Here is a 21,560-nt window from a genome sequence, read left to right on the forward strand (position 1 = left end):
TGGCTCCCTGACCGTGAGCGGTAGGGAGCAAGAGATGCACGGGGGCGGGGTGGGTCCCTATTGGACGCCGATCAGCCCCTCAGCCGGGTCCTTTTTCCACGCCGATACCCACTCAGGCGCTCGCCACCGACGCGCAGGCCACCGCCGCCGGCAAGAGTGTGCGCGACACCGCGCTCGCGAAGACCGTGCTCGGCACGGCCGGGGCGGACAACGTCGGCGTCGACGCGACGAAGGCGGATCAGGTCAAGCTGAAGGCCGGCAACACCGACTACACCTTCACGATCAAGGCCGCCGACACGGTGAACGATCTCGTCAACGGCATCAACAAGTCCGGCATCGCTACGGCCGCGATCGACACCCGCGGCCAACTCGTCGTCACGGGCACCGGCTCCGACACGATCACCATGCAGGCCGGCAAGACGGCGTCGGGCACGTTCACGGCTGACGCGACCGAGACGGCCAAGCTCACGGGCGGCGCGGCCTTCTCCGTGGCGGGCGGCACCTCGGCGCAGCGCTCGGCGTTGGTCGATCAGTTCAACAACCTGCGCACCCAGATCAATCAGGCGGCCCAGGATGCCGGCTTCAACGGCACGAACCTCCTGAACGGCGATGGGCTGACCATCGCGTTCAACGAGAAGACCGGTGCCGCCCAGTCGAAGCTCGCGGTCCAGGGCAGCGCGATCACCGCGGACGCACTCGGGATCGGACGCTTCGTGGATTCCGGCACGGGTCAGGCCGGCGGCGACTTCGGCGTGCAGAACAACACCGACCTCGGGAAGGCTGCGGACGCGCTGACGAATGCGCTCACGAACCTGAAGTCGCTCTCCTCGACGTTGGGCTCGAACCTATCGGTTGTGCAGACGCGCCAGGATTTTGCCAAGCAGCTCGTCAACGTCCTCGACACCGGCTCGGCCGACCTCGTGAACGCCGACATGAACGAGGAGGCGGCAACCTCGCAGGCACTCTCGACCCGCCAGTCTCTGGCGATCTCGGCCCTGTCGCTGGCCAATCAGGCCAACCAGGGCATCCTGCAGCTCCTGCGCTGATCACGGATACGACCCGGCGCGGTGGATGGTCCGCGCCGGGCCTGCGTACGTGCGAGGAGATTGGGCTGTGGGTGCGCACTCGAGGCACCCTCGCATGACCACCCAGGCTGCAGAGAAGCGCCAGCGCGATCTCTACGAGGGGCGCGTGACGACCCTGCGCGAGTTGCAGACCGTGCAGAACGACCTCAACACGGCCAGCAACGACGCCAAGACCGCCGAGGTCGGGCTGGAGGCGGTGAGGAACCGCCTGCGCATCCTGGGCCTGCGCGACGACGAGATGGCCAACCTGCAGAAGGGCGCCATCAACCCCGCGACCGCGATCAACGCGCCGCTCAGCGGCACCATCATCCAGCGCAAGATCGGCCCCGGCCAGTACGTCACCACGGGCGGCGGCGAGCCCTCCTACATCATCGGCGACCTGTCCAAGGTCTGGCTCATCGTGCAGCTGCGCGAGTCCGACCTCGCCCGGATCGAGATGGGGGGGCGGCTGCAGTTCCGCGTGCTCTCGCACCCCGACCGCGTCTTCGAGGGCCGTATCAACTTCATCGGCTCCTCGGTCGATCCGGCGAGCCGGCGCATCACCGTGCGGGCCGACATCGACAACCCGCAGCGCCTCCTCAAGCCCGAGATGTACGCCAGCGTGCGCATCATCAACGAGCGCGAGAACCTCTCCCACGCGGTGCCCCGCGCGGCGGTCGTGCTGGAAGGCCACAAGGTGAGCGTCTGGGTGCTGAAGCCTGGCAACGTGGTCGAGAGCCGCCGCGTCCGGACCGGCATTATCGACGGCGGCAACATCGAGGTCCTCGAAGGCCTCGCGCTCGGCGAGCGGGTGATCTCGCGCGGCTCGCTGTTCATCGACCGCATGGTGACGCGGGGCTGAGGCGCCCGCGCCTTTCGAAGACTGAGGGGGAATGCATGAGGGGCATCGTCGAGCCCGCCCTGCGCCAGCGCGCGCTTGTGGTGCTGGCCTTCGTCCTGCTGCTGGCGGGCGGCCTCGCGGCGTTCCGGACCCTCAACATCGAGGCCTACCCGGACCCGACCCCGCCGATGGTGAACGTGATCACCCAGGCTCCGGGTCTCTCAGGCGAGGAGATCGAGCGCTACGTCACGGTGCCGATCGAGGTGATCACCGCGGGCCTGCCGAACCTCAAGCAGGTACGCACCGTCTCGCTCTACGGTCTCTCCGACGTGAAGCTGCAGTTCGGCTTCGAGTTCAACTATCGCGAGGCCGAGCAGCAGGTGCTGAACCGCCTCGCCCAGCTCGACCCGCTGCCGAACGGGGCCAAGCCCACCATCTCGCCGGTGAGCCCGATCGGCGAGATCTTCCGCTACAAGCTCACCGCGCCCGACGGCTACAGCACCCTCGATCTCAAGTCCCTGCAGGACTGGGTGCTGCGCCGCCGCTTCCGCGCCGTGCCGGGTGTGATCGACGTGATCGGCTGGGGCGGTAAGACCAAGACCTTCGAGATCGCGGTCGATCTCGACCGGCTGACCGCCCACGGGCTGACGCTCGCCGGCGTGGTGAAGACGCTCAACGACAGCAACCTCAATGTCGGCGGCAACCGGATTAGCCTGGGCAGCCAGTCGGCGGTGGTGCGCGGCGTCGGCTTGATCCGGTCCACCGACGACATCGAGGAGACGGTGCTGAGCCAGTCGGGCGGCGCGCCGGTGCTGGTGCGCGACGTGGCCAGCGTCACGATCGGCCACCAGCCGCGGCTCGGCATCGCCGGCATGAACGAGGACGACGACATCGTCCAGGGCATCGTGCTGATGCGCCGGGGTGAGGAGAGCACGCCGGCGATCGAGGCGGTGAGGGCGGAGGTCGCCCGGATCGAGGCAGCCGGCATCCTGCCGCCGGGCGTGAAGATCGAGCGGATCTACGACCGAGCCGACCTGATCGCGGTCACAACCCACACGGTGCTGCACAACATGGTGTTCGGCATCGCACTGATCCTCGTCGTGCAGTGGCTGTTCCTGGGCAACCTGCGCAGCGCGCTGATCGTGGTGGCGACGATTCCCTTCGCGCTGTTCTTCGCGGTCATCATCCTGGTGGCGCGCGGGGAATCAGCCAACCTGCTCTCGGTCGGCGCCCTCGATTTCGGGCTTATCGTCGACGGCACGGTGATCATGGTCGAGGCGATTTTCCGGCGCCTCTCGGGCCACGGGCCGCCCCAGACGGCGGGACCACCGACCGGGTTCTCGGGCAAGCTCACCAACATCCTCTGGGCCTCCGGCGACGTCAGCCGCTCGATCGTGTTCGCGGCCGTGATCATCGTCACCGGCTTCCTGCCGCTCTTCACCCTGACAGGCGTCGAGGGCCACATCTTCGGGCCGATGGCGCAGACCTACGCCTACGCCCTGCTCGGCGGCCTGATCGCGACCTTCACGGTGACGCCCGTGCTCTCCGCCTACCTGCTGCCCGAGCACGTGCGCGAGGTCGAGACCGTGCTGGTGCGCGCGCTAGATCGGCTTTACCGCCCGGCGATCCGCGTGGCGCTCGCCAACCGCATCCTGACCCTTGGGCTCGCCGCGATCCTGGCGGGCGGGGTGGGCGTCGCCGGGCGCGGCCTCGGCCTTGAGTTCCTGCCGAAGCTGGAGGAGGGCAATCTCTGGCTGCGCGCCACCATGCCGGCCACGATCTCGCTCACCGAGGGCAACCGCTACGTCAACCGCATCCGCCGGATCATCGCGGCGGTGCCCGAGGTTGAGCGCGTGGTCTCGCAGCACGGCCGGCCCGACGACGGAACGGACGCTGCCGGCTTCTTCAACGGGGAGTTCTTCGCGCCGCTCAAGCCGGCCGAGCAGTGGTGGGAGGGGGTGAACAAGGAGGCCATGCTCGCCGACCTTCTGGAGCGGCTGCGCCGGGAGTTCCCGGGCATCGAGTTCAACGTCTCGCAGTACCTGCAGGACAACGTCGCCGAGGCGGTCTCGGGGATCAAGGGCGAGAACTCGTTCAAGGTGTTCGGCCCCGACCTCCAGACCCTGACCGACGTGGCGCGCCGGGTCGAGGCCGTGCTCAGGACCGTGGCGGGCGTGACCGATCTCGGCGTGTTCACCTCGCTCGGGCAGCCCACCGTGCAGATTAACGTCGACCGGATCCGCGCCGCCCGCTACGGACTGACGCCGGGCGACATCAACGCCACGGTCCGCACGGCGATCGGCGGCGACAGCGCGGGCGATCTCTACGATTCGGGCAGCGACCGGCACTACCCGATCGTCGTTCGCCTCGCCCAGCAGTTCCGGCAGAGCGTGCAGGCCATCCGCAACCTGCGCATCGCCGGCCAGGGCCCGAACGGTGCGGTGCTGCAGGTCCCGCTCAACGAAGTGGCGAGCGTCGAGCTGGTCTCAGGACCGGCCTACATCTACCGCGAGGGCCAGGAGCGCTACCTGCCGGTGAAGTTCAGCGTGCGCGATCGCGACCTCGGCAGCACCATCCTGGAGGCGCGCCAGCGCGTGGCAGCCGAGGTGCAATTGCCGCCGGGCTACCGGCTGGAGTTGGTGGGCGAGTTCAACAACATGCAGGGGGCGCTGGAGCGGCTCTCGGTGACAGTGCCGCTCGCGATCGGGCTCATCGCCATCCTGCTCTTCATGAACTTCGGCTCGCTCACCGACACCCTGCTGGCGCTGAGCGTCATTCCGATGGCCGCGGCCGGCGGTGTGCTGGCCCTCGTCCTCACGGGCACGCCCTTCAGCGTCTCGGCGGCGATCGGCTTCATCGCGCTGCTCGGCATCGCGGTGATGGACGGGATCATCGTGATCGCCCATTTCAACGACCTGATTGCGCGCGACGAGGAGCGGGTGCGCGCGATGCTGGAGACCTGCGCGACCCAGATGCGCCCGGTGGTGATGACCTGCGTGGTGGCCGGCGTCGGGCTCCTGCCGGCCGCCTTCTCCTCGGGCGTCGGCTCGCAGGTTCAGAAGCCGCTCGCCCTCGTGGTCGTCGGCGGCATGAGCCTCGCGCCCGTGCTGATCCTGCTCATCCTCCCGACCCTTATCCTTGCGTTCTCGCGCCGCCGCTCCGCTCCGGTCTCAGTGGCAGGGGGAGCGGAAAGCCTGAGTCTAGCCGAGGCAGGTCAGTAGAAGCGGTCCCGCCGCTGTGGGACTTTCATTTATTCGGTTCAAGACCGAAAGTGGTCCATGCCGCCAACGCTCTCTCCCGGGCTTTCGAAGATACGACGCACGAGCCGCCCAGCCCGCCAAGGAGGCTGGGTGGAAATGAAGGTACGCTGCCGGCCTGTAGGACAATCCTCCATCTTGCAGATGGTCTGAATCGCACATTCACAGCCTCGGTGGAAATTAGTCGTTGTTCACAAGCCGGCTTGGCGCCCCGAACCGCCAAGCCAAGTACCATTCATAGCCTCCTGGCGGGGCCATAGTATTTCGGAATATGGTCAGTTAGGCCGCGAAGTAGCTAGCGTTGATCTGACTCGCCCGGATGCCGGCCAGGTCGACAACACCGCCGCCCGAGAGGGTCAGCAGCGCGTCGCCGTTCTGTGCCGAACCGACAGTGTAGGTCTGCCCGCCCAGGGCGATCCGGTCGCCCCCGGCTTGGTCGAATCCTAGGATCAGGTCGCGGCCCGAGCCCGGGTCGAAGCGGTAGAGGTCGGCACCAAGCCCGCCGACGAGGATGTCGTTTCCGATCCCGCCAACCAGCGTGTCGTTGTCCTGCCCGCCGTAGAGCACGTCGTCGCCCTGGCCGCCGAAGAGAATGTCCGCTCCCTGGTTGCCGTAGACGAGGTCACTGCCCTGGTTGCCGTACACCATGTCCGCGCCCTGGTTTCCGTACAGCACGTCGTTTCCGAGATTGCCGAACAGGCGGTCATCGCCCTGGCCGCCGAAGGCCCGGTCATCCCCTTGTCCACCGTACAAGCTGTCCGCGCCCTGGTTGCCGTAGATCAGGTCGGCATCCTGATTGCCGTAGATCAGATCCTGCTCCGTGCCGCCGAACAGGGTGTCGAGCCCGATGCCGCCTGAGACCGTGTCGACGCCGGCATCGCCGTAGAGAAGATCGTTGCCGGCCTTCGATCCGACGAGGTCGTTGCCGCCGCCGCCTCGCAGCGTGTCGTCGTCGGGCCCCAGCACCATGGACTGGTCGGCGTTGTCGCCGAAGACGACCTGCGATCCTTCCCCACCGACGAGCGAGGCGGGACCGGACAGCGCGATGAAGCCGATGTTGTTGACGGAGATGGGCGTGCCCGGTGGCACGGCGGAGGCGTTGAGGACGACGAGCGTCTGGGTCCCGTCCGTGGGGCCCTCGATGCGGATGTCGTTGGCGCCCGGTGTCGGCGTGAAGGTGCTGACGTTGACCGATGTGCCGCCCTGCAGGCCCGCCAGAAAGACCTCGACGGCGCGATCGACCGCAGCTAGGTCGATCCCCTCGGGCAGCGTCTGAAGCGCCTGCCCGGCAGCGGCCTCGGCGGCGGCCGGATCGCTGGTCGTGGTCGCGCTCGTGACCTGTCCGCCGGTCTCGGCGCTGGGGGTGTTGTCGACCGGAGGCGTTGTGCCGTCTCCTCCGCCACCGCTGCTGCCGCCTGCGGCGATCCGGAAGCGTCCCAGCAGAGGATCGTGGTCGCTGGTCTGATCCACGAAGTCGGCGTTGATGTGCACCGCCTCGAATTGCGCGGCTCCGGTCAGCGCCGCCGTCGTCAGCATGTGGTCGAGGGTCTGGGCGTTCCCCTCGAACACGTAGTCGTAGCGCTGGCCGGCCGGCAGCAGGTCCTGAAGATCGGTCAGAACTGGCGTGCCGCCGGGTGTCAGGACGGCGCTCGCCCCACCCGCGGCGTACCCGGACAGGGTTGCAGCACCGCGCAGCACCGTTAGCGGCTCCTCGAAGCCGAAATCGTTCAGGTCTCCGGTGACGACGACCCGTGCCTGCGCGTCGGCTGCGAGGAGGCCGTCGACGAAAGTGTTGACCGCCTGCGCCTGCGCGGCTCGCGCCACCTCCCCGGCGTTGAAAGGCGGCTGTTCGGAGCCGAACAGCGCCGCGCTGCCGCCTTTCGAGGTGAAGTGGTTGCTCACCACCGTCACGGTCTGCCCGTTGAAGACGAAGTCCGCGGCGAGCGGGGGGCGGGACCCGAAGAACGGGTTGTCCGGGTTGGTCTGCTGGTCGGTGTAGGAACCCGCCGCAATCGGGCTGCCATCTGCCGCGATGGTGCGCACCGATCCTGCCGCCAAGCCGACCCTATCCGTGCGGTAGAGGAACGACGTGCGGATGTTGCCGCCCGGCTCGCCGCCGTTCGTGTCGTCGCCGATGAAGGTGTTGTCGACGAAGGCGTAGGTCGGTCCGCCGTCGGCCGCGATCGCGTCGACGAGCTGCTGCAGCGTCCCCGTCGCTGACGTGACGGTGGAGGCCGTGTTGCCCGGCCCATCGTTGTCCTGCACCTCCTGGAGCGCGATCACGTCCGGCGCGTTCAGCTTGGTCCGCACCTCGGCCGCGATGGTCGCGAAGCGCGCGGCGCCATCGGTCGGATCGAGGTTCTCAGCATTGAAGCTCGCGACGAGCAGGTGCTCGGCACCCCCCGTCAACGTGCCGGGCGTTTTCGTTAGCAGACTCGATGTAGCGACGGTGACGGGTGCGGTCGCCAGCACCTCGTAGTTGCCGAAGCTGTAGTTCACCACACCGGTGACATCGGCGAGGCGCGCGCCGGTGTTGACCTGCGGCAGGGTGACCCCGAGGCCTGGATCGATGCGGATACGCTCGGGGTTGAGGTCGCCTCCTTGCGTGTTCGTGGCGCCGAGCACGGACGTGCCGCCGGAAATCAGCAGGTTCCCGCGCTCGTTGAGGCCAGTCGCTCCCGCGCCGCCGTCCGCGACAGCGAAGATCTCGCCGAAGCTGTTCGTGGGACCCGTGACAAGCGGCGCCGTTACCGTGGCCCGCATCCCTTCCAGGCTCTCCCAGAAGGCGCTGCCGGCGACTAGGTCGGCGGCCGGGGGCGTGAGACCGTCAGCGCCCCCGATCCTGACCGCGCCAGGCAGCGCGTTGTCGCGCGTGTTGACGGCGATGCTGGGATTGCCCCCGATCTGCGTGACGGTGAACGAGCCTCGGGCGGCTCCGGAGGGCAGGAACTCTTGCACCTGGCCCGTTACCGTCGCGCCGTCACCGACCGCGACACTCGGCCTGCTGCTCGTGAAGACGAAGACCGCGTCCGACGTCGCGGCGTTGCCGTCGCCCATCCGATCCTGAAGGTAGAACCCGTTGCTGGCCACCGCCGTGACGACGCCCGCGGTGGTGACGGTCTGCCCGGCGAAGCTCGACGTTGCGCCCGTTCCCTGGATCAACGGGATCGCCGTCAGCGCGGGGGCAGCCTGATAGACGGTCGTGGTATTGCCAACCTCGTTGGCAAAGACGACCAGTGCTTGGCCGGTCGGGCTGTCGGCCGCGGAGATGAAGGTGAGGACCTCAGGCCCCGCGTCGGTCGTTCCGCTCGCCGGCGGCTGGAAGGTGACGAAGCGCGCCTCGGCCGGCACTGTGACGTCGTAGACCATGACGCCGCCGGTGCGCTCCAGCCCGACGAAAGCGTAGGTGCGGCCGGCGATGTTGCCGACGGTGACCCCCTCCGGCTCCGGTCCCTTGTCGTCGGACCGAGCGTCGACACTGCCATCGCCCTGGTTCTGGTTGAAGATGGCGGCAGCGTCCCGAGCGATGATCTTCTCGAACTCGCCGCCGGTCTCGCGCACCTTGGTGATGGTGCCGTCGGTCTCCTGACGGAAGATCGAGATCCCGCGGCCGCCGAACGCGTAGATCTGGTCGTAGTCGCCGTCCCCGTCCGGGTTGCCGTCGATGGTCGAGACGTTGAGGCGGCCGAGCTCAGCGTTGGCCTTGAGCGCGGCTGCGTTCGGGAAGGCGGTCGGATCGAGGGGCAGAGTGCCCAGACGCGCGACATCGCTGTCATCGCTGCGGGCATCGCCTTCGTTTGCGGTGATGAAGTAGACCCGCCCGTCGGCCGCGGTGAAGGACGCGATCGCGTCCGGCATCGGCAGGCCGAGCACCGGCTCGTTGCGCAGGCGGATCGAGGCCGGGGTCGCCGGTCCGTCATCCGAGGCATCGAGTTCATTGCCAGCCAGCGCGTGGTCGATCGTACCGAGCGGCTTCAGGGCCGTGAGGACCGGTGCCGAGCCCGAGATGTCGAAGACCGCGACGGTGTTGGCCTCCTGCAAGGTCACGTAGGCCGTCGAGCCGGCGATCGTCGTGTATTCGGGCTCGATGTCGGCAATCGCGTTCGGCCCTGACGGAAGGCGGACACCAGCCGCTCGAAGGGTATCCTCCTGACCGGCGAGGCTCCCGAAGTCGTAGGTCGACACGGTGGCAGCAGCGGCGCCAGCAGTGAGATCGATGAGCGAGACCGATCCTGTCGGGTTGACTGGCGAGCCGTTGACCGTCGCACGCTCGCCCTCGTTGGCAACGAGGATCTTGGTGCCGACGGCGTTGAAGCTCAGCTGGTCGGGCAGGTTGCCGACCGACAGCGGAGTGCCGATCAGAGCGAGGCTCGCGGCATCGAAGAGGGCGACCGCTCCGTTCTGGCTCGAGTCCGCGTTCTGATAGCCGACAGCCAGCACGCCGTTGCGAACCGCGACGGTATTGGCGCCTCCATAGCCGGGCAGCGCGGTGAGGGAGATCCCCGATCCGATGCGGGTGAGCGTGCCGTTGCTTCCAATCGCGGTGACGTCGATCACAGCGTCGCGGGCGTTGAGAGTGAAGAGCCGATCGGTCGCCGGATCGAAGGTCACCACCTCGGCGCCGCCCGCCCCCGTGCCCGTGCCCGACGCTGAGATCGCGCCAAGGCGCGTCAGCGCGAGGGTGCCGGTCCCGTTGGGGGCCGTCGTCGCGCCGGCCAGGGACTCCGCAGGCCCGAGGATGCGCGGCGTGACCGGACCACCTCCGGTCGGTTGGCTTGTGACCGCGATGTCGTCGACGCCCACCCATTCGTCGTTGCCCACGGCATTGGTGGTGATCACCCGGATCTGAAGGCCGGCCTGTCCGTTCACCTCGGCCGGCAGCGTCGCTTGGACCCGTGTGTCCGGCGCAGTCAGGCTCGGTCCTGCCGTAGCATCGGCTACGAAGGCCGCCGGCACGTTGGTCCAGGCGCCGCTGGAACCGATGCGGTACTGCAGCACCACGGCCTGGATTGCATTGTCCGGCCCGCTCTCGAGGTCACGCAGGGTGTAGGCCACGGTGACGTTCCGGCGCCCCGTCGCGTCGAGATGGACGACGAGGTTCGGAGCGTCGGCCGTGCCCGACCCCGCGAGCGCAACGGTGGGGTTGGACTGGTCGAACTCTGCGACGCCACCCGAGTTGAAGCCGTTCGGATCGGAGCGGTTGGCATTGACGTCGACAGTGAGGGTCCCGTCTCCGGTCAGCGTCTGCGGATCGGCACCGGTGACCGAGGTGATCTCGTCCCCGCGAAAACCGACGATGCTCGGTACCGCGCTCCAGTCATCGTCCCCGCTGATGAGCGCTCGATCGCTCCAGCTCTGGGAGAAATCGCCGCCGGCAAGGCTGTGTGGAACCGTCGTCATCGCAAGCTCCGGAACAGGCGTCTGGCCGCGAACCGGAAGCGCTCAGCACATGGTGTTCAAAACGATGTGATGGCTCGCGGGGCACGACGCAGTAGCCGTCGGATGCGACACTCAGGTGAAACGTAGCAAAGGTCTCGCCGGTGCTTTCGACTTCCGCGAAGCCAACAAGCTTCGGAGCGCAGGCTTGCGCTGGGTGGGTATGACGCCTGCCAAATACTCTCGACGGCACGCACGCGCCTGACGCTTGGACGGATCGTCGAGCGGGTTGCGGGCCGTGTGCTTCATCGCTTTGGCTCCCGAGAGCAGAGCAACCGCTATCGGCCAACATCCGTAGCTTGTGCCGCTCATCAGACTGCCTGCTCGCGGACATTTCAGAAGTCTGCAAGGGCTGGGAAGCGATGGTTCGCCAACTCCGAAATGCACGTACGCTATGCGGACCGAAGAGGGCGCTCGAGCCATCCGACGAACTATAGCTAAAAAATGGCATGCCACTCGCATGACACGCCGTCAAAGGTGGTTCGTGGTCTCGCTTCAACGAACTGTTGCGCCGTACCTTAACTGACGTACGCCGGCCAGCATTCGCAGCTGTCATAAAAACTTAATATGGCTAGCAACCGAGCCTCCTTAGCCGGCACTCGGTGAGATGCTCGACTAAACGCAAGAAAGGCATAGGGTTTTGTTGTGCGGCAGCAGGTCTCAACCGCTCACGGACTTGACTTAGCGAGCGCGTCCGAGATGAAACGTTGCCGCATGACCTTTCCAGCGCATCCAAAGATTCGGACACGCGCTCCGGAACCGACGAGCAGGAGAGGGTTGAGATGTGACGTAGCTCATGCAGGCAACGCTCTACCGGAAGCGTGAGTGCCCGGTGCCTGCTGCGGTCGGACGGGTGTTCTTGCCGTAGGTCACAGTGCATGCAGTGGCCCTTCTGCGTCCGTGATAGGCTGGGTGTCACATCGGCAGGCGCTAGGCGTGCTAGAGGCGTGCCGTTTCCGTTGTATCCCTTCCCAAAGTCGCAACGGCAACAGCGGGCCGGGCAGGACTAAAGCCTAATGGATCTGTCCGGTCCGCGCATCGAGGATCGCCATGCCCCAACCAGCCAGACCCGACAAGGCGGCACAGGACGGCGCGGAAACGCAGGCCAAAATCGCGGCAGCCTGCCTGAAACTCGCAGCCAAGTTTCAGGAGAAGGCGCAGCGGGCGGCTGAGCGGGTGAAGGCCGCCAGGAGCGAGGACAAGCGAGCGATGCACCGCCGCCGGTTCGAGCTGTACGGTGATGCCGCGACCGAGCTTGGTGACCGTGCCCGCTCTATGAAAAGCGGTGCGAGGGACCGGGACGATTAGGCTGCCGCGTGGCGGGCCTTCTTTTTCTTCTTCCGTCGCGGTGCAGCCTCGGCGCTCCCCTCGTCTGTATCATTGCTGCGAGCAGCCAGTGCCAGCGCCTGCACGTGCTGGGCGCGGCTGGGATCGCCTTCCGCCGCTAAAATCATCGCCAAGAAGGCGGCGCGACTGATCTGCTTCTTGGTGGTATCAGGGTGCTGCTTGCGCACGGCATCCACCAGGTCCTTAGGCTTCATACCCGGTACAGCCAGCGTGCTGACCGTGCGGGCGATGTCTTGCAGCTCACTCATACCGCCCTCATTCAAAATTTCAGCAGATTGGTCAAGCCAACTGTCACCGAATAGTCATTTAGCTGGCAATGCGTCTCACGATCCTTGTGTATGCACCATTTTTGTGCGCCGCATCAGCTTATTGTGCTTGCTCGCTGCAGCGCAGCGTGGCATGCCAATACCAACCAGCTGCGATGGCGTCGCAGCTTGTTGGCCCTCTTAGGGCGTTTCCTCCCTAGACTTCGAGCCGCTCCTTCGTGAGCGGCCTTTTTTTCGCCTACGACCACATTGTCTCGGCACTATGCGGACTTGGCGCCGATCTTGACCAACATCAGGCAAGCAGGAGCCACACCCTTCCGGCAAATTGCGGCGCGCCTCGACGAGCGCACTATCCCAACGGCCCGCGGAGGCACAGGCACTGCGCGACTCAGCTTGTCACGAGCCTGTCTCACGCTGGCCGTACAGGACCAAAAGCAAGCTTCGCGGTTGGCCCGGAACTGCACTGCGCCTCCGCCGCTGTGGAGATGACCGCGGCTATCGCCCATTCGGGAACGCGCGTTATGGCCTATACCCTGCAGATCCTGCACGCCTCCGACTGGGAGGGCGGGCTGCTCGCGACGCGCCGCGCCGCGAACTTCGCGGCGATCGTCGACAAGCTGGAAGATGCCACGCCGAACTCGATCACGCTCTCGACCGGCGACGGCTGGATTCCGAGCCCGTTCTTCATCGCGGGCGGTGATCCGCAGATGGCCGCGACCTACAACGGCGTCTACAACCAGCTCTACGGGCTGAACGCCGCCACCGGTTACCGGGCGCTCACCGCCTCGCCGGGCCGGGCCGACATCACGATCCAGAACATCATCGCCGTGCAGGCCGCGGTCGTCGGCAACCACGAGTTCGATGCCGGCCCGACGGAGGTCAACAACATCATCGGGTCGAGCCTCGGCAGCGCCGCGGGTCCGGCCGACGACACCTGGGTCGGCGCGCAGTTCCCGTACCTCTCGGTCAATCTGAACTATGCCCGCGAATCGGCCCTCTCCGGCCGCGTCGCGCCGGACGGGCTGAACGCGACCTTCGCCCAGACCGGTCCGACCTCGACCGAGACCGGCACCGGCTCCGACAAGCTCGCCCGCTCCACCATCATCACCGAGAACGGCGAGCGCATCCTGTTCGTGGGTGCCACCACCCAGCTCGAGGCGCAGCTGACCTCGCTCGGCAACGTCACCCTCGACGGCGTCTCGGGCCGCGACGACATGCGGGCGCTGGCCGATCAGATCAACGCCGAGGTGGACCGCCAGCTCGCGGCCAATCCCGGGCTCAACAAGGTCATCGTCGGCACCCATCTGCAGCAGCTCGCCAACGAGCAGGCGCTGGCCCCGCTCCTGCGCAACGTCGACATCCTGATCGGCGGCGGCTCGCACACCCTCCTCTCCGACGGCAACGACCGGCTGCTGCCGGGCGACGTCTCGGGCGGCGCCTACCCGCAGTTCTTCACCAACGCGAGCGGGCAGACCCTCGCGCTCGTCAACACGGCCTCCGAGTACGCCTATGTCGGACGGCTCACCGCGACCTTCGACGATCAGGGCAACCTGATCCGCGACTCGATCGATCCGGCGTCCTCCGGCGCGGTCGCGGTGGACGACACGACTGTGGCGCAGCTCTACGGCTCGACCGCGGCGGCCTTCACGCCGGGCTCCAAGGGCTATCTCGTGCGCGAGGTGATCGAGGGTCTCGACGCCAACAACGACGGCGTGCAGGAGACGGCTGGCATCGCCGACATCATCCGCCAGCAGGACGGCAACATCCTGGGCCGCTCCTCGGTCTACCTGGAGGGGCGCCGCGGCGAGGTGCGCACCGAGGAGACCAATCTCGGCGACCTCTCGAGCGACGCCGCCCTCTGGTACGCGCAGCAATTCGACGGCGGTACCGCGGTGGCCCTGCGCAACGGCGGCGGCATCCGCGACTCGATCGGCTCGTTCTCCTCGACCGGTGGCGGGGCCGCCGAGCTGCCGCCGGCCGCCAACCCGGAGGCCGGCAAGCGGGCTGGCGACGTCTCGCAGCTCGACGTGCAGAACGCGCTCCGCTTCAACAACAACCTCTCCCTCGTCACCGTGTCGGCGGGCGAGCTGGAGCGGATCCTGGAGCACAGCGTCGCCGCCACTGCGCCCGGCGCCACCCCGGGCCAGTTCGCGCAGGTCTCGGGGATCGCCTACGCCTTCGACGCGACGCGGCAGGCCCAGGTCCTCAATGGCACCACCGGCGCGGTCGCCACCGAAGGCCAGCGCATCCGCTCCGCCGCGATCACCGACCGCGATGGGCGCATCCTCGACGTGCTGGTGCGCGATGGCCAGGTGGTCGGCGACCCGAACCGCCAGATCCGGATGGTCACCCTCGACTTCCTGGCCAACCCGTCCTCCACCGCGCCCGCGCTCGGCGGCGACAGCTATCCCTTCCCGGCCTTCGGCGAGAACCGGGTGAACCTGCGCGATGCCGCCGCCGCGAGCCTGCCGAACGCCGCGACCTTCGCGGCTCAGGGATCCGAGCAGGACGCGCTCGCCGAGTACCTCCGAGCCTTCTACGGTGTCACGCCCTACGGCGCGGCCGACACCGCGCCGGCCGGCGACACCCGGATCCAGAACCTCGCGGCCCGCGCCGACGCGGTGCTCGCCCGCGGCAACGTGATCCAGGGCACGGCCGGCGACGAGCGCCTGCAGGGCACGGCCTCAGACGACGCCCTGCGGGGGCTCGCCGGCAACGACCTCGTCTACGGCAACCAGGGGCCGGACCTCGTCTACGGAAACCAGGGCGCCGACACGCTCTACGGCGGCCAGGGTGAGGACAGCCTCTTCGGCGGCCAGGACGATGACCGGCTCTACGGCAACCTCGGCAACGACCGCCTGTTCGGCAACCGCGGCGCGGACACGCTCGCGGGCGGCGAGGGCGCCGACATTGTCTACGGCAACGCGGGCCTCGACATCCTGTTCGGTGGCGCGGGAGCCGACACGCTCTACGGCGGCCGGGACGTCGACATCCTGATCGGCGATGACGGCGACGACGTGCTGGTCGGCGGTCTCGGGGGCGATCTCTTCGTCTTTGACACGGGCTCGGGCCGCGACCTCGTCCTCGGCTTCGACCTCGCCGCGGGCGACCAGATCGGCCTCGCCGGTCAGACCTTCGCGCTCGGCTCGGCCCGGAACGGGGACGCCGTGCTCACCCTCTCGGGCGGCGGCACGGTCGAGCTGGCGGGCGTGACAGCGGCGGCCTTCGGCAACGGGGCGGGCTACCTCGCCTGACGCCCACGGTTAACGGCAGAACGCTGAAGGGCTCGCCAGGAAGCGAGCCCTTTTTACTCGGGTCACCTGAACGCTGAAGGGTTCTGAGTGGAGATCGGAGCTGAGCGCCGCGTATGGCCCCTAAGCCCGTTCGTTACCCTCGCAGAGTCCTCGAACGTCCGCTCAAGCTCGATCCGCGCCCCTTCGCAACTGACAGATCGAATAGCTTCTACGGGTGGGGAGCAGTCCCTGACCCTTCGCCCTGAAGCGGCCGTTCCTCCGCTGACCCAACCGCGTCGTAGCCGACTGCCTGAGTGGCTCTCGAAAGCGAACGGTCGCTGGTGGGCGAAAATACCTGAGTTCGGCTGCATCCGATCATCCGGCTCATGGCTAGCGCTCGTGATGCCGCCTTCGCGGCAGATGGAGAACGCCATGCGACTGAGCCTCATCGCCGTTACCCTGCTGGCTGGCACCTGCCTTGGAACCGCCGCGCGTGCCGAGACCGTTGCGGCACTCGTCGGCGATGCCACGCTGGCGCATGTCGACACGGCCGCGAAGAAGGTCACGAAGACCGTGACGATCACCGGGATCGGCGGCAGCGTGCTCGGCATCGACGTGCGACCGGCCGACGGCATGCTCTACGCGGTGATCTCGGATGGCAGCGTTGTCACGATCGATCCGATGTCCGGCAAAGCCACGGCCAAGTCGAAGCTCGACACGATGCTGGCCGACGGCACCGCGGCAACGATCGACTTCAATCCCGTTGCCGACCGCCTGCGCATCATCGGTTCAGACGGCACCAACCTTCGCGCTAATGTCGATGACGGCAAGGTGACGAAGGACGGCCAGCTCAAGTTCGCCGAGACCGACAGCATGAAGGGCAAGACCCCGAGGGTGACGGCTGGCGCCTACACGAATGCCTTCAAGGGCACGAAGGACACGGCCTTGTTTGACATCGACGCCTCCGGCGCGCTGCTGAAGCAGGCTCCGCCGAATGACGGCGTCCTGAACACCGTCGGCATGCTCGGCATGTCGGGCGAGGCCGTGGCCTTCGACATCCTGTCCGATGGTCAGGGCGGTAACCAGGCCTGGGCGATGGCCGGCGATACGCTCTACAAGGTGGATCTCGCGACCGGGAAGGGCGAGATGGCTGCCAAGATCACCGGCATCTCCGGCAAGGTCCGCGACATCGCCATTCTCCCCAAGATGTAGCATCGCTCCGCCACTGCAGGACCGGCCCGGCGGCCGGTCCTTCCAATCACCGGAAGGGTCATGGAGCCGTTCGATCACGCCTCCGCTTTGGAAGGCTGCGCCCGTGGGGATCCGACGTCGCTGCGTCGTCTCTACGATCAGGAGGCAGGCTTCCTGCTCGCCATCGCCCTAAGAATCGTGCGGCGGCGTGATGTTGCGGCCGACGTCTTGCACGATGCTATCATGGACATCTGGGAGCGCGCCGGCACGTTCGATCGCAGCCGCGGCGCGGGCCGTGCCTGGATCACCAGCATCGTGCGACACCGCGCGCTCAAACACATCCGGGTCGTCGGCCGGGAGACGGATCTCGACGCGGCCGCGGCGACAGAGATCGCGGATGATGCGCCCGATCCGTTCGCCATCCTGGCGACATCGCAGGACGGGACACGCCTCCATCGTTGCCTTGCGCAGCTTGGCGCAGAAAGGCGGGCGGTGATCCTGCTCGCCTATGTCGATGGACTTTCGCAGTCCGAAATCGCCGAGCGACTGGGGACACCACTCGGGACAGTGAAGGCATGGGTCCGCCGCGGCCTCATTGCCTTGAAGGATTGCCTGTCATGATCCCGAGCCAGCCGGAAGACCGCGACGTCCTGGCGGGAGAATACGTCCTGGGTCTGCTTGACCCGGCAGCCACGGCGGAGGTCGAGCGGGTCCTGGGTTCCGATGCAGACCTGGCCCGCCGCATCGCCTTCTGGGAAGAGCGGCTGCTGCCGGCCTCCGCGGCCCTCGGGAAGGCCGATGTCGATCCGGCACAATGGGCGCGAATCGAGCAGGCCCTCGCGACACGCCGGCAAGCGCTCGGCCCGATCACGGCTCCCGCCGTTACACGGCCGCGACACGGGTTGTTGAAGGCGGCGTGGCGGAGCCCTGCACTGTGGCGGGCCACCACGGGGCTCGCTACGGCCGCCGCGATCCTTCTGGCGATCCTGCCGGGCCGCGTGTTAGCGCCGGCCGAGAGCCCGACGCGGTACTACGCGATCCTGCAGAGCCGCGACGCCTCCGGGCAAGAGAGCGGGCCGGGATGGCTCATCCAAGTTGCCCAGAACGGCACCGTGCGGTCCCTGCCGCTGGCTGACGTGCGGCCAGGAAGCGGACGCGCGTTGCAGCTCTGGACCCTGTGGGATCAGGCGCGCGGCCCCGTTTCCCTCGGCGTACTGCCCCCGGGAGGAGCGATCCGTCTGCCACCGGAGCGGTTGGAAGCCATCGGGGACGGGCAGCTCTTCGAGATTACGCTGGAACCCGAGGCGGGTTCACCGATCGGTCGCCCGACGGGCCGGATCCTGTTCATCGGCCGCGCGAAGGGGGCGGCAACGCAGGCTCTGTAACAGGCCGATCGCGTTGCTTGCAGGATTTCTTTCGCGTCTGAGGCAGGTATCGAGAAATTACGGCCGTGGTCGCTTTCGCATTCTGACGTGGAAGCAGACGCGCAGGAAGTCGTGCAGGCTTATCTGGAGCACGGGGCGCTGTGCATCCAATACTCTGCCTTGCTGATGGTCTCCAACGACCGGCCGATGACCATTGCGGCAACCTGGATCGTCAGCGCGCAAGGATCCCCCTACAAAGCCGGCTCGATCTGCGACGCGCCAGCATGGGAATACATGAAGGGTGGCAAGGGGCGATGATACCCTGTCCCGAGATGCGGGAGGATGAAGCGCTCGCGCCTTTTGCCTGCTTCCTTGGTCTCAATGCACGGGCGAACTCACGCGGCTACCGGATGAGCGCTTCTTCTTCTTGCCCCTGCTGACCCTCAATGCCTCGTCCGCGTTCTCTTCGGAGATGCGCTCGGCCAATGCGAAATTGTGCAAATCCGCGGTCACGCTCCCGTCCGCCGATGGCGCCTCCGTCACAGCATAGAGGGCGGCGCGGACTATCTCCTTCTTCGTCGCATCGGGGTAGCGCTTCTTGATGGCGGAGCGCAGCGCCCTCGGCTTCATCTCCGGCACCGCGATGCTGCGCAGGGCCGATGCGATTTCCTGAATGGAGGCCATGTCTTCCCCTTCGGTTCGAAGCTCTTACGGAGAGGGCACGGCGTACCACGGATGACGTTTGCGTGACACGGCCACACCGACGGCTTCTTCCGTGAGACATCTTGTTCACGCGAACGTGAGGCCGTATTAAATTTTCACGTTCTTCCCGAGACAAGGACGCACTTCGGGCGCGCCGCTGATGTGGCGCGCCCTTTTTTGATATTGATTTGTAAGTAAGTTTAATGTGCTGAATTACATAGGCGATACACCGCCCAGGTTAGTGCTTTTTGGCATTTAGTCGGCGTATGAACTTGCCATAAACTTTCAGAATGCTTCCGTTCGCGCGGTCTGGAGCAGCTTTTTGATGTTAGTTCGCACTTCACCCGCCTTGCGGCCCGCCCCGCTTGCCCAGCTCTGGTTCGATAGTCGTCGCCCCGGGGGTGACCTGCCGACTTACGAGGGGGTGGTGCTCGGGCGGCTTGGACGTCTTGCCGATTGTTGTGCACTCATCTCGACAGACGAGGGCAGGGCTCGGTCGGTCATCTGGGCGGGCCCCGATTTCGCCGCGTGGCTCCACGACGAGCGCCCCGAACTTCAGCTGGTCGATCTCTCGGACGAAACGCGGGAGCCCATCGAGAACTTAGTTCAAACCTCGCTCGGGACAGGGGAGCCGGCCTTCGCGCAGAGCCATCGAATCGCCGATGGCATCGTAATGACCCACCGCCTAACGGGCGTACCCCTCGCGCGGGAGCGGACGGATGACAGGGTCGTCCTTCTGCATCTCGATCTCGATGCGCAGCGCACCGAATTGGCCCGCGCCCTGTTCGGTGCCACCGAACTCGGCATGCTGGCACTCACCAACCTGCGGGATTCCGTCGGTGCCGTGGTAGATTTCAAGATCGTCGCCCTGAACGACGGTGCCGCCCGGATGTTCGGCCTGCCCGCCGCCGCGTTGCAGTGGCGGCGGCTCGGGGAGGTGATCCCCCAAAGGCCAAGCCTCGATCCGGTCCGGCGCCTGGCGGAGGCGATGTCGGTCTCCGACCGAGCTACCTACGAGATGAGCTATCCGCGCTCAGACGGCACGGTCCTGCATCTTAAGGTCGAGGCCGGGTCCATGGGCGACTTGGTCGCTCTGACGGTGACCGATGTCGGCGACATCAAGCAGCGCGAGGCCTCGTTCCGCCTGCTCTTCGATCACAACCCGATGCCCATGTGGCTCACCGATCCAGAGAGCGGGACATTCGCAGCGGTCAACGAGGCCGCGCTGGATCATTTCGGTCATGACCGGCCGAGCCTGCTCTCGCTCTGCCTCGCGGACGTGTCCGTGGGGGAGGCAGGATCGGTCCATGGGGACGCCACGCTGCGCCAACAGCGCCGGGCCGACGGCAGCCTGATCGAGGTCACCCTATTCGAACGGCCGATGGTCATTGAGGGACGCGCCCTTCAACTCGGAGCGGCGGTCGACGTCACCGAGAGTCGGCGCAACGCCGCCCGCATCGCCCACATGGCCCATCACGATGCGCTGACGGGCCTTCCTAATCGCATCCGCTTCTCCGAGCGACTCACCGAAGCCTTCGACCGTCACCGGCGCGGCCACGGCTCGTTCTTCCTCCTGTGCCTCGACCTCGACAAGTTCAAGATCATCAATGACACCCTCGGCCATCCGGTGGGCGACGCGCTGCTCTGCGAGGCGGCCACGCGCCTCGGAGGCTGTTTCCGGGAGGAGGATTGCGTCGCGCGTCTCGGCGGCGACGAGTTCGCGGTCCTTGTGGCCCGGCCCGCGCGACCTGAGCTAATCCGCGCCCTGGCCGACCGGATCATCGGCGAGATCGGGCGCTGTTTCTCCATCAGCGGCCACGACTGCCACATCGGAACGAGCATCGGCATCGCCTGCATGGGCCAGGACGGCGAGAATCCGGAAACGCTTCTCCGCAATGCCGATCTCGCCCTCTACCGAGCCAAGTCAATGGGCGGCAACACCTTCTCATGCTTCAAGCCGGAGATGGACGCCTGGGTGCAGGCGCGCCGGAAGCGGGAGAACGACCTGCGTGAAGCTCTCGCGCGGGGCGAGTTCACGCTGGCCTATCAGCCGCAGATCGACGCGGCAGCGAACCGGATCTGCGGGTTCGAAGCATTGCTGCGCTGGAACCACCCTATCGACGGGCCGGTGCCCCCGACCGATTTCATCCCGCTGGCGGAAGAGACGGGCCTTATCAATCCGATCGGGGCCTGGGTTCTGCGGCAGGCGTGCGTGGAGGCCGCAGGATGGCCCGGTAGGTTGCGCATCGCAGTGAACCTCTCGCCGATCCAGTTCCGCAATCGCGATCTCGTCGGCAGCGTCCAGAGCGCGCTGCGCAACTCCGGCCTTCCGCCAGAGCGACTTGAACTGGAGATCACCGAGGGGGTGCTGCTCGCCGACAACGAGGCCAATCTCGCGACGCTCCACGAGCTGCGCGCCCTCGGCGTGCGGATTGCCATGGACGATTTCGGCACCGGCTACTCATCCCTGAGCTACCTGCGCGCGTTTCCCTTCGACAAGATCAAGATTGACCGGTCCTTCGTCAGCCAGGTCGGTGAGAGTCTCCACTGCACCGCCATCGTCAGAGCCGTGACTGGCCTTGCGGCCAGCCTCGGCATCGTCACGACCGCCGAAGGCGTCGAGACGGCAGCTCAGCTGGCGCATCTGCGGGCCGAGGGGTGCAACGAGATGCAGGGGTTCCTCTTCAGTAGGCCGATCGGCGCTTCTCAGGTTCTGGACCTCCTGTCCCGGAACGGTCAGGAGGCCGAAGCGGCGGCGTGATGTGGTCGATAAGTCGAAATATGATGTAATACGACGATATCCGGACAAGGTCTGGCGGAAGTATCGATCATTAAATGCGCTTCTAAAGAGGAATTTAC

Annotated in this window: 13 protein-coding genes; 10 read left to right on the forward strand and 3 right to left on the reverse strand. The window is 66.8% G+C overall.

Annotated elements, in window-relative coordinates; translation table 11 throughout:
- Positions 1-158: 158 nt before the first annotated feature.
- From MFF56_RS02060 to MFF56_RS02070, 3 genes are all read left to right on the forward strand, one after another.
- Positions 159-1,046, forward strand: coding sequence for a flagellin (locus tag MFF56_RS02060; RefSeq protein ID WP_066923462.1), 888 nt, complete (start codon positions 159-161; stop codon positions 1,044-1,046).
- Positions 1,047-1,140: 94 nt separating this feature from the next.
- Positions 1,141-1,926, forward strand: coding sequence for an efflux RND transporter periplasmic adaptor subunit (locus MFF56_RS02065; RefSeq protein WP_238229363.1), 786 nt, complete (start codon positions 1,141-1,143; stop codon positions 1,924-1,926).
- A 35-nt stretch (positions 1,927-1,961) separates the two neighbouring features.
- Entirely contained in the window at positions 1,962-5,126 is a 3,165-nt protein-coding gene (locus MFF56_RS02070) for an efflux RND transporter permease subunit (protein ID WP_238229364.1), read from the forward strand.
- Between the two features lie 315 nt (positions 5,127-5,441).
- Here the strand turns inward: MFF56_RS02070 and MFF56_RS02075 are convergent, their stop codons facing one another.
- Positions 5,442-10,562 (reverse strand): choice-of-anchor I family protein, encoded by a 5,121-nt coding sequence (locus tag MFF56_RS02075; protein WP_066919656.1) that lies wholly within the window; start codon positions 10,560-10,562, stop codon positions 5,442-5,444.
- A 1,086-nt stretch (positions 10,563-11,648) separates the two neighbouring features.
- Between MFF56_RS02075 and MFF56_RS02080 the strand changes: the two genes are divergently transcribed.
- Complete coding sequence (locus tag MFF56_RS02080) at positions 11,649-11,906, forward strand: hypothetical protein (RefSeq protein ID WP_066919654.1); 258 nt, start codon at positions 11,649-11,651, stop codon at positions 11,904-11,906.
- Here the strand turns inward: MFF56_RS02080 and MFF56_RS02085 are convergent.
- On the reverse strand, positions 11,903-12,193 hold the full coding sequence (locus tag MFF56_RS02085; RefSeq protein ID WP_066919652.1) for a hypothetical protein: 291 nt from the start codon (positions 12,191-12,193) through the stop codon (positions 11,903-11,905). The two genes, MFF56_RS02080 and MFF56_RS02085, sit on opposite strands and share 4 nt — an antisense overlap.
- A gap of 539 nt (positions 12,194-12,732) precedes the next feature.
- Between MFF56_RS02085 and MFF56_RS02090 the strand changes: the two genes are divergently transcribed.
- The 5 genes from MFF56_RS02090 (at position 12,733) to MFF56_RS02110 (ending at position 18,317) form a co-directional block, all read left to right on the forward strand.
- Entirely contained in the window at positions 12,733-15,465 is a 2,733-nt protein-coding gene (locus MFF56_RS02090; RefSeq protein ID WP_238229365.1) for a 5'-nucleotidase C-terminal domain-containing protein, read from the forward strand.
- Positions 15,466-15,876: 411 nt separating this feature from the next.
- Entirely contained in the window at positions 15,877-16,656 is a 780-nt protein-coding gene (locus tag MFF56_RS02095; protein WP_066919660.1) for a DUF4394 domain-containing protein, read from the forward strand.
- Positions 16,657-16,716: 60 nt separating this feature from the next.
- The gene (locus tag MFF56_RS02100) at positions 16,717-17,256 is read left to right on the forward strand and encodes a sigma-70 family RNA polymerase sigma factor (protein ID WP_066919650.1); all 540 of its coding nucleotides are present in this window, start codon (positions 16,717-16,719) and stop codon (positions 17,254-17,256) included.
- On the forward strand, positions 17,253-18,020 hold the full coding sequence (locus tag MFF56_RS02105) for an anti-sigma factor (protein WP_066919648.1): 768 nt from the start codon (positions 17,253-17,255) through the stop codon (positions 18,018-18,020). Before MFF56_RS02100 ends, MFF56_RS02105 begins: the two co-directional genes overlap by 4 nt.
- 87 nt (positions 18,021-18,107) lie before the next feature.
- On the forward strand, positions 18,108-18,317 hold the full coding sequence (locus MFF56_RS02110; RefSeq protein WP_066919646.1) for a hypothetical protein: 210 nt from the start codon (positions 18,108-18,110) through the stop codon (positions 18,315-18,317).
- Between the two features lie 60 nt (positions 18,318-18,377).
- Here MFF56_RS02110 and MFF56_RS02115 read toward each other — a convergent pair whose 3' ends face one another.
- Positions 18,378-18,683, reverse strand: coding sequence for a hypothetical protein (locus tag MFF56_RS02115; RefSeq protein ID WP_066919645.1), 306 nt, complete (start codon positions 18,681-18,683; stop codon positions 18,378-18,380).
- 343 nt (positions 18,684-19,026) lie between these two features.
- Between MFF56_RS02115 and MFF56_RS02120 the strand changes: the two genes are divergently transcribed.
- On the forward strand, positions 19,027-21,462 hold the full coding sequence (locus tag MFF56_RS02120) for a putative bifunctional diguanylate cyclase/phosphodiesterase (RefSeq protein ID WP_373324012.1): 2,436 nt from the start codon (positions 19,027-19,029) through the stop codon (positions 21,460-21,462).
- Positions 21,463-21,560 lie beyond the last annotated feature (98 nt).

Source organism: Methylobacterium hispanicum, from assembly GCF_022179285.1.
Classification (GTDB): Bacteria; Pseudomonadota; Alphaproteobacteria; order Rhizobiales; family Beijerinckiaceae; genus Methylobacterium; species Methylobacterium hispanicum.